Below are 13,032 nucleotides of genomic sequence, written 5' to 3'. Positions count from 1 at the left end.
TGTCCTTCAGCCGAGGCTGGTCGGCAACGCCGCCACCCCTCTCGAGCACGCACGCCCCGACGCCTGCCACTGCCTCGTCGATTAGAATCCGACACATGAGTGCTCTCCCCTTCGTGTCCGACACCTTCGACCCGACCCGCTGGCGCGAGGTCGAGGGATTCGACTTCGCCGACATCACCTACCATCGCGGCATCTCGCGCGGCCCTGAGGCCGACGGCCGCCCCGAGGGCGCCGACATGCCGGTCGTGCGCATCGCCTTTGATCGCCCCGACATCCGCAACGCCTTCCGCCCCGGCACCGTCGACGAGCTGTACCGCGCGCTCGACCACGCGCGCCAGACCTCCTCGGTCGCAGCCGTCATCCTGACGGGCAACGGCCCCTCGACGCGCGACGGAGGATACTCCTTCTGTTCCGGCGGCGACCAGAGGGTGCGAGGCCGCGACGGCTACCGTTACGAGGTCGAGGGCGCGGACCCCGAGGTGGCCACCGCCCAGCGCCGCGAGCAGATCGACCCCGCGCGCGCCGGACGCCTGCACATCCTTGAGGTCCAGCGCCTCATCCGCACGATGCCGAAGGTCGTCATCGCGGCCGTCCCCGGCTGGGCAGCTGGCGGCGGTCACTCCCTCAACGTGGTCGCGGACCTGTCGGTCGCCTCCATCGAACACGCGGCCTTCATGCAGACGGACGCGAACGTCGGATCCTTCGACGCAGGCTACGGTTCGGCGCTCCTGGCCCGCCAGGCCGGGGATAAGCGGGCACGCGAGATCTTCTTCCTCGCCGAGCGCTACGATGCCAAAACTGCCGAGCGCTGGGGCGTCATCAACCGGGCCGTCCCCCACGCCGAGCTCGAGGAGACCGCCCTGGAGTGGGCCGCGACCATCGCAACAAAGTCCCCGCAGGCCATCCGCATGCTCAAGTTCGCCTTCAACCTGGCCGACGACGGCCTGGCCGGCCAGCAGGTCTTCGCGGGCGAGGCCACGCGCATGGCCTACATGACGGCCGAGGCCCAGGAGGGGCGCGATGCCTTCCTCGAACACCGCGCCCCCCGCTGGGAGGATTACCCCTACTACTACTGAGACCGCTTTACTCACCGACACTCAGCGACCCACGGGCCCGGGATCTCCTCGATCCCGGGCCCGTATCGCTCACGCGAGATAGACGCGCGCCTCCCATTCTCCGAGGGTTTCCGGGACTCCCCGGTCCCCCTCGGGCAGGTCGCGGTTGGCCAGGAGGAGGTCCCCACTCACCCCGCGCGTCGCATCACCGAGGGAGGCGGGCTGGGAGGAGAGGTTGACGAGGACGGTTGCCACGGCCTCGCCGAGCGTGCGGCGGTAGGCGAAGATCCCGGGCGAGGGGGTCTCGATGCGCTCAAATGAGCCGGCCGCGATAACCGGCAGGCCGTGGCGGATGTCCGCGAGCGCGCGGTAGTAGGCGTACACGGAGGACGGATCATCGACCTGGGAGGCGGCGTTGATGTCGCGATAGTTCGGGGTGATGCCGATCCACGGGGTGCCCTGCGTGAAGCCGGCGTTCTCGCTCGCGTCCCACTGGACGGGGGTGCGCGCGTTGTCGCGACCGGTGAAGGCCAGCCCCTTCAGGACTGACTCGGGGCTCTCGCCCGACTCCACGGCTTCGCGGTAGTGGCGCAGCGCCTCGACGTCTCGGTAGTCGTCGATGCCCCCGAAGACGCTGTTGGTCATGCCGAGTTCCTCGCCCTGATACACGTAGGGCGTCCCGCGCAGCATGTGCAGGGCCGTAGCCAGGGCCGTTGCCGACTCGTAGCGCCACGCCTCGTCACCGAAGCGGCTGACGGCGCGCGGTTGGTCGTGATTGTCCAGGTAGAGGCTGTTCCAGCCAACCTCGCCCTGGGCCTCCTGCCAAGCGCTCAGGCAGTCGGCGAGCTCACCGGGGCGCAGCGGGCGCGGGTGGAACTTCCCCGCTTCGAGGCCGAGGTCGACGTGGTCGAATTGGAACACCATGTCGAGCTCACGCCGGGCAGGATCCGTGAACAGCAGGACGTTGTCGCGGCGCACGCCGGGGCACTCGCCAACCGTCATCGTGCCGCTGCGGCCATCGAACACCTCGCGGCGCATCTCGGCGAGGTATTCGTGCAGGTGCGGACCTTCAGAAAAGTGCGGGAAACCCTCACCCCACGCGCGCCCGGAGTAGACGATGCCGTCGGGCATGCCCGGGTCCTTCGAGATCAGGTTGATGACATCCATGCGGAAGCCGTCGACACCGCGGTCGAGCCACCAGTTCATCATCTCGTAGACGGCGGAGCGCACGTCGGGGTTGTCCCAGTTCAGGTCGGGCTGCTTCCTGTGGAACAGGTGCAGGTAATACTGGCCCGTGGCCTCATCCCAGGCCCAGGCCGAGCCGGAGAAGAAGGACCCCCAGTTGTTGGGCTCAGCCCCAGCCTCGCCGCCCACGCACCCGGGACGAGGATCGCGCCAGATGTACCAGTCACGCTTCGGGCTCTCCCGCGAGGACCGCGACTCGACGAACCACGGGTTCTCGTCGGAGGAGTGATTGACGACCAGGTCCATGACGAGGCGCATGCCCCGCTCGTGGACGCTCTCCAGCAGGCGGTCGAAATCCGACAGGGTGCCGAACATCGGGTCGATGTCGTAGTAGTCGGCGATGTCGTAGCCGTTGTCCGCCTGCGGGGAGGCGTAGATCGGCGAGAGCCACAGGACGTCGACGCCGAGGGCCTGCAGGTAGTCGAGCTTGGAACGAATGCCCTCAAGGTCGCCAATGCCGTCACCGTTGGAGTCTTTGAAGGAGCGCGGGTAGATCTGGTAGATGACCGCGCCCTTCCACCACTCGTCGGGGCCGAGGCCGTTGCCGTGGGAGTGTAGCGCATCATTACAGAAGAACATGGAGCACCTGCCATACGTTGAGGTCGGGGAGGGAAACAACGGCCTGGCCGTCGACGATTCGCACGTCTAGAGGGATGAGCGTCGAGCCCGCATCGGGATCCGCCGCCGCCACGCGCGGTACGCGCCCGAACAGGGGCTTCAGACGCAGCGTACCGCCTCGTAGCGCGATCGCCGAGCGGTGGGACCCGTCCCACACCGTGTCGGACTGTCCCACCAGGTTGATGAGGTGGACGACGAGCGCGTCCCCCGCGCGGGTGACGCGTCGCCACACGCATCCGGGGGCGGCCTCCCAGCACACGGGGGCCTCGTCGAAGGACACGTCGATATCCGCGTTGTACGCGCCCACGTACGAGGCCGTCACGTCGACGATCCCGGGATCGACGAGGATCTCGTCGTTTGCGACGAGGAAGTCGTACCAGCTGGCGAGCATGTCGAGGGTCTCATCCTCAGCGGGCATGTTGCGCACGTAGTACGGGTCGACGAGGATGTGGCCGTCCTCTCCGGCAAGGAGCTGGGTGGCTCCGTGCGAGAAGAGCGTCGCCATCGTGAGCCGCGTGGACGCGTCACCCACGTCCCGGGCGGCCTTGTCGTAGATGGACTGGTAGGCCGCCAGGACGACCGGCTTCCCACCCCCGACGAGGCGGGCCCTCGTCGCCACGCGAGCCAGGGCCTCGTACGTGGTGACGGGTTCCCAGGGCTCGATGTAGACCGCGTCCTGCGGGGCGCTGGGCGAGGACCAGGTCGGGAAGTCGTTGACGTTGTTGAACACGAGGGTCGAGCCGGGCACCGCCTCGCGCACGCCTCGGATGAGGGTGTCGAAGGATGAGGCGACGTCGACGACCTCCCCATCGGGGCGGACGGCCGCCTTCGGGCAGCCGTACTGGTCGAGGTGGAAGCCGTCGAAGCCGACCTCGCGCGCGGCCGCCGCAACGTCTGCCGCGAAGTGGGCGAGCCAGCGCGGGTGCGCAGGATCGACGATGCGCAGGAAGTCGGCGAGCGAGTACGGCTCCCCCGCTGGATCCAGCAGGGCCGCATCCTCCCACTGTTCCCACTCGTCATTGCCGACGCCGTACACGGCCGCGTAGCCGATGGAGCGCGTGCCCACCGCCCGCAGTGCCTCGATGAGGGCGCGCACGGTCGCCAGGGAAATCGGCTGATCGAGGGCATCGAGGTACTCCTCTCCCCCGCCCAGCAGATCCGCGTGCCGATACGCCCAGTCGTAGAACTGGATGGCGGTCAGGTGCAGGCGACGGGCGAAACGGGCCACGACCTCGACGTCCTTTCCCGGACGGAAGGACGCGACGAAACCGTATCGCAGTCGGTCCGACGCGGACTCGCACACCTGGAGAGCGCTCGACGCGCCGGCCGCGGGCTGGGCGACGCCGTACCCACCGACCGGGAGCTCCCCCAGATCGACGAGGCCGGGGCGCTCGCACGGGACCTCGCGCACGGTCTCGCCCAGGTGTGTGATGACGAGGTCGCCCGGGTGGGAGGCCTCGACGAGGACGGCCTGCCCGGGCAGGTAGACGGATTGGGTGGGGAGGAGCAAGGGAGTCATCCTTTCACGGCTCCTGCGGTCAGGCCCGCGACGAAGTGGCGCTGGAAGATCAGGTACACGACGATGACGGGGAGAATCGCGATCAGGGACGCGGCAAAAACGAGCCCCCACTGGGTGGAGTTTTGCCCGTGGAACAGCTGAATGGCGATGGGGAGAGTGCGCTTCGTTTCCGTCGAAATGACCGTGAGTGCCCACGCGAACTCGTCCCAGGTGGCCAGGAAAGTGAAGATAACGGTCGTCGCGAGCGCCGGCCTGGCCAGCGGCATCGCGAGGCGCCAGTAGCGGGTCCACACGTTCGCGCCGTCAACCTCCATGGCCTCGTCAAGCTCGCGGGGGATCCCCTCGAAGAAACTGCGCAGCAGGAACGTGTTAAGCGCCAAGTTTCCCGACACGTAGAACAGCACGAGGGCCCACAGGTTATCGATGAGGTGCAGCTGCTTCGTGAGCACGAACTGCGGAATGATGAGCATCATCGACGGGATCATCAGGCCGAGGAGGAGGGCCCGGAAGAACCACTCCTTGCACGGGAAATCGAAGCGCGCGAACGCGTAGGCCATCATCGAGGAGAGCCAGACAGCCAGCACCGTCGACGTCACGGACACGAACGCTGAGTTCAGGGCGTAGCGGGAAAAATCCTGCGTCGTCCACGCCTGCACGAAGTTGTCGACCGTGCCCGGGTCAGGAATGAACTTCGGTGGCGTCTCCAGGACATAGGCCTGCGGCTTGAAGGCTGTCGACACCATGTAGGCGAACGGCAGGATCATGACGATCGCGCCGACCGTCAGGACGACGAAGCGCAGCGACGTTCCGGCGGCGTGCATCGTTTTGCGTGACGTGCTCATGCTCCCGCCCTTTCGTCGTCACGGTTCAACACCTTGAGCTGAACAATCGAAATGATGAACACGAGGATCGTCAGGACGACCGCGATCGCCGAGCCGTACCCGAAGTTCAAGTCGGAGAACGCCAGGCGATACATGTAGGTGAGCAGGACCTCGGTCTGGCCATTGGGCCCGCCCTTCGTCATGAGCAGCACCGACGTGAAGACGTTCAGCCCGCCGATCACCAGCATCACGATGACGAAGACGGTGGCCGGCCAGATTGCCGGCACGGTCACGGCCTTAAAGCGCTGCCACCAGTTCGCCCCATCGACGAGGGCGGCCTCCTCCAGCTCCTTGGGTACCCCCTGGAGGGCGGCGAGGAAGATCATCATCGACCAGCCGATGCCCTTCCACACCCCCAGCGCGCAGATCGCGATCATCGCCGTCCAACGGTTCGACAGCCACGACGTGTCCCCCGCGCCCAGGTGGGCGCTCCCCAGCATGTAGTTAATGAGCCCCTGGTCGGCAAACAGGTACTTGAAAAGCAGCGACACAACCACCCAGGACGTGACCACGGGCAGGTAGTAGAGCACCCGGAACAGGGGCTGCAGCGGCGCCTTCGAGCGCAGCAGCATCGCAACGGCGAGGCCGAGGATGATCTGCGGGGGCACCGTCAGCGCCATGTAGATCCCAGAGTTACCCAGACCCGTCCAAAACGATGGGTCATGGAAGGCCTTCACATAGTTGTCCAGGCCTACAAAGTCCGAGTTCGAGCCCTTCACGATGTTCCAGTCGTAAAAGCTCATCTGCCCCGAACGCACCATGGGGTACAGGACGCACAGGGCGAACAGGATCATTCCCGGCGCCAAGAAAAGGTAGGGGGCCACCGGGTTCCTCCGGGAGGAACGCCGACGCGCGCGAGGCGCCACGGCCTCGTCCGCGGTGGGGGTGCTCATGAGGAGTCCTTTCCCGGGCCCAGCCCCGTGCGTGTGGGAGCCGGGCCCGGTTGCAGGAGCGACGCCAGGTTACTTGGCGGCGCTCAGGAGCGGGTCAATCTGCTGCGCGGCCTTCGTCAGGGCTTCCTTGACGGTCACCTTGCCTTCGAAGGCGGGGGTCAGCTCAGTCTTGAGGATCTCGTCGACCTTCCCGGAATCGGGGATGGACAGGCGAGACTTCGCGGTCTTGAGCTGCTCGGAGAAGATCTTGGTGCCCGGCGTCGCCTCGGCCTCCTCGGCCGCATACTCGGCGACGACCGTCATCTGGCCGGCCTTGCTCATCGGCAGCTGGAACTCGCGCGACTGGGTGAACTCGAGGAACTTGTACGAGGCCTCGAGGTCCTTCGTCTGCTCCGTGATGACGATGGACTCGCCGCCGACGACCGAGATCGATCCGCCCTCACCGGCGGGGACCTTCGAGTAGGTGGGCTTGAAGTCCGGGTAGGAGCCCGCCCAGATCTGGTCCATCCATGGGCCATCGAGGATCGTCGCGTACTCGCCATTCGGCATGCCGTCCTGCGTCTTGGTCGCACCCTCGTTGCCGATAATCGCGTTGGGGATCTGTCCCTCCTTGTACAGGTCGACGAGGAACTGGACGCCGGCCACGGACTTATCGGAGTCCAGGTAGCCCGAGGCCTTGGTCTGGTCCGGGTCGGCAATGTCGCCGCCCGCGCTCCAGATCCACGGCATGATGTTCCACTGCGAGATGTCGCCGTCTGCGAACGCGTAGACCGCGCCGCCCGCATCCTTGGCCTTGGCGGCGAGGTCCTTCAGCTCGTCGAAGGTCTCAGGAGCCTTGTCGACGCCGAGCTTCGACAGGGCATCGGGGTTGGAGATGAGCACGCGCGTGTTCGTATCCAGGGGCAGGCCGTAGTGGTGGCCGTTGTACAGAGTCGTGCCCAGCAGGCCCGGATACACCTTGGCCGCGAGCGCGTCATAGTTCGGCATGTTTCCGTCGAGCTGCTTGAGGACGCCCAGCTTGGCGAACTGAGCGTTCCAACCGAGGTCGGTACGGATCAGGTCGGGCAGTTCTCCGGCCGCGGCGCCGGTCGTGAGCTTCTGCTTGAGGCCGTCGTACGGCATGTCGACGTACTTGATGGTGATTCCGGGGTTTGCCTTCTCAAAGGCGGGGATGATTTCCTTCTCCAGCGCGTCCTTCTGTGCGCTGTTGGAGCCCGCGCCGTACGTGCCCCACAGGGTCAGTTCGACGGTCGAGGAGCCGGATCCGGAGTCGGAGGATGATGACTGGTCGGCAGTGTTACCGCCACAGGCTGCGAGCATCGAGGCCGCAGCGAAAAGGGTGACACCGACGGTGAGGAGACGCTTCTGCTTCATTGCACTGTGATCTTTCTCGTGATCGCGACCACCTTTGGCCGCTTGGAGATAATTTCACCACGCAAAATTAGTCTTGTCAATACGCTAGGCAAATTTGAGATTTACGTGTAATCTTTTTTTCACCAGAAAGGAATGGTCATGACCTGGCAGCCCAAAGACGAGCTCGCTTCTGCGGTCGCGCTCGAAGTCCTCATCCACGGCCCGCTCGGCCGCGCTGAACTGGCCCGACGCCTCGGCCTGGCCCCCGCGACGCTCACACGCATCTCGACGGAGCTCATCGCCTCGGGCCTCCTCGCCGAGGTTCCCGAAGCGACCCAGCGCACCTCCGGTCGCCCGACCATCCCCCTCGACGTCGTCCCCTCCTCGCACTACTTCCTGGGCATCAAGCTGACGGATAGCGCACTCGACGCCACCGTCATCGACCTGAAGGCGACCCCTCGCGACTCCTACCGAGTCCCCCTCGACTCCCTCACGCCCATCCGCGTCATCCGGGCGATCGCAGACCTGGCCCACCGTGCCCGCTCGGCCTACCGCATCGACGCGATCGGCATCGCTGTCGGCGGCATCGTGAACGCCGACGGCACCGTCGAGTCGGCACCCTTCCTCAAGTGGCACGACGTCCCGCTCGCTTCCCTCGTCTCCGAGGCGACCCGCTTGCCCGCCTTCGTCGCAAACGACCTGTCTGCCTACACGCAGATCCAGCACTGGTTCGGGTCGGGCACCGGCCACTCCAACTTCGCCGTCATCACGGTCGGCGTGGGCGTGGGCTACGGGTGCGTCGCGAACGGGGCGCGCCTGGAGAACGAGGACTCGGGCATCGGCCTCGTCGGGCACTGGCCGTTGGATCCCCTCGGGCCCATCTGCTCCCAGGGGCACCGGGGTTGCGCCGAAGCAATGCTGACGACCCCCGCAATCTGCCGGGACGCGTCGGCCGCCGTCGGCCGACCCCTCGAATGGAATGACGTCATCACCCTCGCTTCTGAGAAGCACCCCGCGGTGGAGGCAATTCTGGCGGCGTCGGGGCGCGCCCTCGGCAGGCTCATCGGCCTAGTGGCGTCATTGACGGCGCCCGAGCTCGTGATCATCGGCGGCGAGGGGGTCGCTCTCGCATCCCTGAGCGGCGATGCCGTCCGGGAGGGCATCGGCGAAGTGCGCGACCCGCGAGCCACCTCGATTCGCGTCACCCTCTCCGACGGCTCCAACGAGGCCTGGTCTCGTGGTGCCGGCGTCATTGCGTTGCAGGGCTACATCGCGGCCCGAGCCGCGTAGCCGGCCCCCTTGCGGCGTTGGTGTTGCTGCAGCGGCAGGTCTGACGCGTCGGCTGGCTGCGTCGGCGGGCCCGCCAGGTCGCCCACGGTCTGCCACCTGCGGCCTTCCGTCTGCTGCCCTGGCCGTCCGCTGCCCGCCGTCTGCCGCCTGTCGCCTGCCGCCATGGCCGACCACCGCCTGTCGCCTGCCACCATGGCCGACCACCATCTGCCGCACCAGCCGAGCGCCGGACCAGCCCACCCGCAACCACACGCACGCTGCCACCGATTCGGCTCATCGACGCGACTATCGGCATCGGTCCGGCGCCCCTGAGTGACATGCCCCCACAATTCCGCATGCAATTCCCTGAGGGCTCACACTCGCGATGACCCACAAACCGCAGAACTTCAACGATCTGAGTTCAGATTTTGAAATACATTCAGGGGAATTGCATGTGACCTTTCTCCCCGGCTGATGAGCGACCACCGCAAGGACTGCGGGCGCACATAGACACGTTCACGATGAGAGCTTGCAGCGGTTCTTCCGCGAGAAACTCGCCCAGCGCACCAACAAGCAGCGTTTTTCACCCGTTTTGGGCTTGCAGGGCAAACTTTTTCGGGCACCACGGCAGGTGGAGGGGTCTGGGTTTTTCGGACCGTTTGTTTTGAGAGGGTTGTTCTGAGTAGTCCCGGCTGCTTGTGGCCGGGCAGAATGGATGACCATGAGGAAGTTCTCGAAGCACACGCCTGAGCAGATTGTCGTGAAGCTGGAGAAGGCCGAAGCATTGCGAGGTGAGGGCATGAGTACGGCCCAGGCCTGCCGCGTGCTGGGTATCAGCGAGGCGACGTTGTGCCGGTGGCGCCAGCGTTATGGGTCAATGAATCGTAGTGAGGCCAAGGAACTGCGTGAGTTGCGCGAGCAAAACGCGCGCCTCAAACAGTTGCTGGGCCAAGCAGAGCTGGAGAAGGCAGCACTGCGAGAGTTGGCGGAGGGAAACTTCTAAGCCCGGCGCGCAGGCACGACGCTGTCAGCCACCTGGTTGGTCAGGGGTTTTCTCAGCGTCTTGCATGCCGCGTTGCCGGGCTGTCGCGGTCAGCGTATTGCCGGACCCGCGCGGCGGGCGGGGCGAAAACGCTGCGTGATCATGGGCCTGTGCGCCAGTGGATGAACGATTTTGCCACCACGCATCGACGCTGGGGCTATAAACGCGCCTGGGCGCGGGCCAAGAGCGAGGGCATCATCGTGGGGCGTGATACGTTCCGGCGCTTGTGGCGCGCCGAAGGGCTGCGCGTGCGCCCGCGCAAAGCCCACAAGCCCCGCACTGCGCCGCGCCTACAGCGCCTGGTCAAGGCCAGCGCCCCTGGGCAGGTGTGGGCCATTGATTTCCAGTTCGATTCGGACTGGAAGGGACGCGTGTTCAAGGTCTGTAACCTCATCGATGAGTTCACGCGCCAGCACCTGGCTTTCCGCGTCGAGCGGCGCATGGGAGCGGCCGACGTGATCGAAATGCTTGACCTGGCTGCCCTAACCCATGGAGCACCCCAGGTGCTGCGCGCCGATAACGGGCCTGAATTCATCGCCGCAGCCATGGGGCGCTGGGCCAGCGAGCACGACACGCTCCAAGCATTCATCCCACCGGGCCAGCCGTGGCATAACGGGTTCGTAGAGTCCTTACACAACCGCATGCGCGATGAACTCCTGGAAGACAACATGTTCGAAGACCTCAACCACGCGCGCGCCCTCATCGGCGCCTGGTCCCACCGCTACAATGAAGAACACCCCCACAGTGCGCTGGGCTGGCTCTCACCCAACCAATACGTGCACCAATGGGCACAACACCACCAATAACAACCAACAACCCTCAAAACACCCGGCCCACAAAACCAGACCAGGCCACAGGAACGGGAGATACGGGGCGAACTTCTTCGCGCAGAGGATGCGATGACGGACCAACTTTGAAACCGCCAACACCTTTGCACGCCACGCTGCGCGCCCCATTGAAACCGCCAACACCTTTGCACGCCACGCTGCGCGCCCCATTGAAACCGCCAACACCTTTGCACGCCACGCTGCGCGCCCCATTGAAACCGCCAACACCTTTGCAGGTTGGAATTGGCCCGAAAATGGCCTTTCATCGCCCGCAATGGTGATGGCGGTTTCATTCCACTGCAAGGAAGCGCCAGCAAAGGTGCTGTCGGTCTCATCGCGGAGCGCAAACACACCAGCGATGGCGCCAAGTGCGCCGCCGAGACATGGTGGACTACGAAAGAAAGATCGCCCATGGGCGGCGGTGGGGCCTGGCCGGGCTTCGAGATCGACCACTCCGAGCCGTCAGGCTCGCGTGTGGCGATCTCGCGGGCGGGCCGCCGCCCACGGGTGCACCAAGCAGCCCGGCCCCACAGCAGGATCAGACGGCGCCCGGAACACCAACGGGGCCACAAACACGAACACAAACACAACAAAGCGGGCCGGAACCCCTCGGTTCCGGCCCACCCTCGATGCACAGTGATTATTGGCGCTACGCGACATGTATCGGCGCCACGCGGCAGGTGATCACCAGTGCACCACAGCAGTCAGCTGTCAGTAGTGCACGACCACCGTGTCGCCCATGTCGGTCCAGTCGTAGATGAACTTCGCGGCGTCGACGGGCATGTTCACGCAGCCGTGGGAGCCGCCGTAGCCGCTCCAGCCGAAGGAGGAGCGCCAGGGGGCGCCGTGCATCGCGTAGGAGCCGGTGAAGTAGGTGACCCACGGGACACCTTCGGTCTCGTACTTGGTTCCGTCGGCGTTCTCGCCGCGCATGGTCTGCACGTCGTACTTGAGGTACACGTGGAAGGTACCGGTGACGGTCGGGGTGTCAGGTGCGCCGGGAACCATGTAGTAGGGGCCGCCGGCGACCTTGCCGCCAATGTAGGCGGTCACGGAGTTGTCGGCGAGACTAATGTCGACCCACTTTTCACCTTCGGCTGCCTGGTAGACCAGGTTTTCGGTGCCTTCGGCGACCTGCTTGGTCTCGGAGCCGGGCTCAACATCGTCGTAGTGGAACAGACCCTCGTAAGCCTTGCCGTCGGTCATGGCGGCGATGATGTCTTTGGTGACCTGCTCGGTGTTGTTGGTCTTAAGGCCCTTCTTACCCTCGCGGGCGACAGTCAGAACGTTGCCGGAGGAATCGACGTTGTCGACGCGGTTCTGTGGCTTGACGTCGGTGGTGGCGGCCAGCGCGTTCACCCAGTCGGCGACCTTGACGGTGCTGATCGAGGGAGTATCCAGGCTGCCGTCATCCTTGGTGAGGAATTCAACCCACTGGACCTTGTCGGAGCGCTCGGCGCTGAAGGTGTCGATACCGTCGGAGATCTCGATGTTCGTCTCGAGGAGGGCGTTGGCCTTCTCGGCGGCGGCCTGAGCGTTCTCAGTGGTGATGGAGGGCTCCATCTGGTGCACGCTCAGGTCCTGGGTGACGGAGGTGAGGGTAGCACCCGCCTGCTTCACGGCGGCGGCCACGTCCTCAGCGGACACGCCGTTGCCCATCTGCGCGGGGGTGACGGTGAAGGATTGGCCATCTTGGGCGACGATGACCGAGGCGTCCTTCATTTCCGAGGTGAGGGTCGAGTTCGCACTCGCCGCGAGCTTCTTGATCGACTCTTCGCTGACGGTGACGACGGGCTCAATGTCGCGCTCGGAGAACAGGGCGCTCACGAAGGCGGGGAAGGACGTGGAGCCCTTCATCGCGGCGTCGGCGGTTTCGTCGGCGTCGACCGAAATACCCGCTTCGTTGAGCGAGGCCTTGGTGGTCTTGCCTTCGACGGTCAGGGTCACGTTGGTGGCGTCGGCGCGCTGGTTCACGGTGGAGACGACCTGGTCGCGGGTCATGCCCGCCACGGAGGTCCCAGCGACGCTGGTTCCGGGCAGGGCGCGTCCGGAGTAGTTGGCGGCGTAGACGACGCCGGCGCACACGACGAGGAGGACGAGGGCGCTCACAACGCCGATCGCCCACTTGGTTCTCAGGGATAGTACTTTGAGCATCGTCACCTATCGTATAGCCTCGCGTGCAGTTGCGGGCACATAACGTTGAATTTTCAGCTGCGTTGTCTACCACAGGGAAAGAGGCATTAGTTCGCCGTTTCAACCGACAAACGTGATTATTGCCGCGAGGCCCCCTTCCACCTGCGCGAACACGAGCGCTTATCCTGGTTGTGTAT

The 13,032-nt window shown here is 65.4% G+C and carries 10 protein-coding genes; 4 read left to right on the top strand and 6 right to left on the bottom strand.

The features are described from left to right. Positions 1-95: 95 nt before the first annotated feature. A complete protein-coding gene (locus ACTODO_RS05050; RefSeq protein ID WP_003792192.1) occupies positions 96-1,076 on the top strand; it encodes a 1,4-dihydroxy-2-naphthoyl-CoA synthase in 981 nt (326 codons plus the stop codon). A gap of 69 nt (positions 1,077-1,145) precedes the next feature. Here ACTODO_RS05050 and ACTODO_RS05045 read toward each other — a convergent pair whose 3' ends face one another. The 5 genes from ACTODO_RS05045 to ACTODO_RS05025 form a co-directional block, all read right to left on the bottom strand. After that, positions 1,146-2,879 (bottom strand): alpha-glucosidase, encoded by a 1,734-nt coding sequence (locus tag ACTODO_RS05045; RefSeq protein ID WP_003792190.1) that lies wholly within the window; start codon positions 2,877-2,879, stop codon positions 1,146-1,148. Next, the gene (locus ACTODO_RS05040) at positions 2,866-4,437 is read right to left on the bottom strand and encodes a glycoside hydrolase family 66 protein (protein WP_003792188.1); all 1,572 of its coding nucleotides are present in this window, start codon (positions 4,435-4,437) and stop codon (positions 2,866-2,868) included. Before ACTODO_RS05040 ends, ACTODO_RS05045 begins: the two co-directional genes overlap by 14 nt. Continuing rightward, positions 4,434-5,279: a carbohydrate ABC transporter permease gene (locus ACTODO_RS05035; RefSeq protein ID WP_003792187.1), complete on the bottom strand. Its 846-nt coding sequence runs from the start codon at positions 5,277-5,279 to the stop codon at positions 4,434-4,436. The genes ACTODO_RS05040 and ACTODO_RS05035 overlap by 4 nt, the downstream gene beginning before the upstream one ends. Beyond that, complete coding sequence (locus ACTODO_RS05030) at positions 5,276-6,211, bottom strand: carbohydrate ABC transporter permease (protein WP_003792185.1); 936 nt, start codon at positions 6,209-6,211, stop codon at positions 5,276-5,278. Before ACTODO_RS05030 ends, ACTODO_RS05035 begins: the two co-directional genes overlap by 4 nt. Before the next feature lie 69 nt (positions 6,212-6,280). Continuing rightward, on the bottom strand, positions 6,281-7,585 hold the full coding sequence (locus tag ACTODO_RS05025; RefSeq protein WP_003792184.1) for an extracellular solute-binding protein: 1,305 nt from the start codon (positions 7,583-7,585) through the stop codon (positions 6,281-6,283). Between the two features lie 138 nt (positions 7,586-7,723). On the opposite strand from ACTODO_RS05025, the gene ACTODO_RS05020 reads away from it, so the two are divergent. From ACTODO_RS05020 to ACTODO_RS10780, 3 genes are all read left to right on the top strand, one after another. Next, a complete protein-coding gene (locus ACTODO_RS05020; protein ID WP_244262527.1) occupies positions 7,724-8,854 on the top strand; it encodes an ROK family transcriptional regulator in 1,131 nt (376 codons plus the stop codon). 700 nt (positions 8,855-9,554) lie between these two features. Next, positions 9,555-9,836 carry a transposase gene (locus ACTODO_RS05010; RefSeq protein ID WP_016460308.1) on the top strand — a complete coding sequence of 94 codons (282 nt, stop codon included), beginning with the start codon at positions 9,555-9,557 and terminating at the stop codon, positions 9,834-9,836. A 32-nt stretch (positions 9,837-9,868) separates the two neighbouring features. Continuing rightward, positions 9,869-10,681, top strand: a complete 813-nt coding sequence (locus tag ACTODO_RS10780) for an IS3 family transposase (protein ID WP_131332746.1) — start codon at positions 9,869-9,871, stop codon at positions 10,679-10,681. A 732-nt stretch (positions 10,682-11,413) separates the two neighbouring features. Here the strand turns inward: ACTODO_RS10780 and ACTODO_RS05000 are convergent. After that, a complete protein-coding gene (locus ACTODO_RS05000) occupies positions 11,414-12,856 on the bottom strand; it encodes a L,D-transpeptidase family protein (protein WP_003792181.1) in 1,443 nt (480 codons plus the stop codon). Positions 12,857-13,032: the final 176 nt, after the last annotated feature.

The organism is Schaalia dentiphila ATCC 17982 (assembly GCF_000154225.1).
Classification (GTDB): Bacteria; Actinomycetota; Actinomycetes; order Actinomycetales; family Actinomycetaceae; genus Pauljensenia; species Pauljensenia dentiphila.
This window is presented reverse-complemented; position numbering and strand designations above follow the sequence as displayed.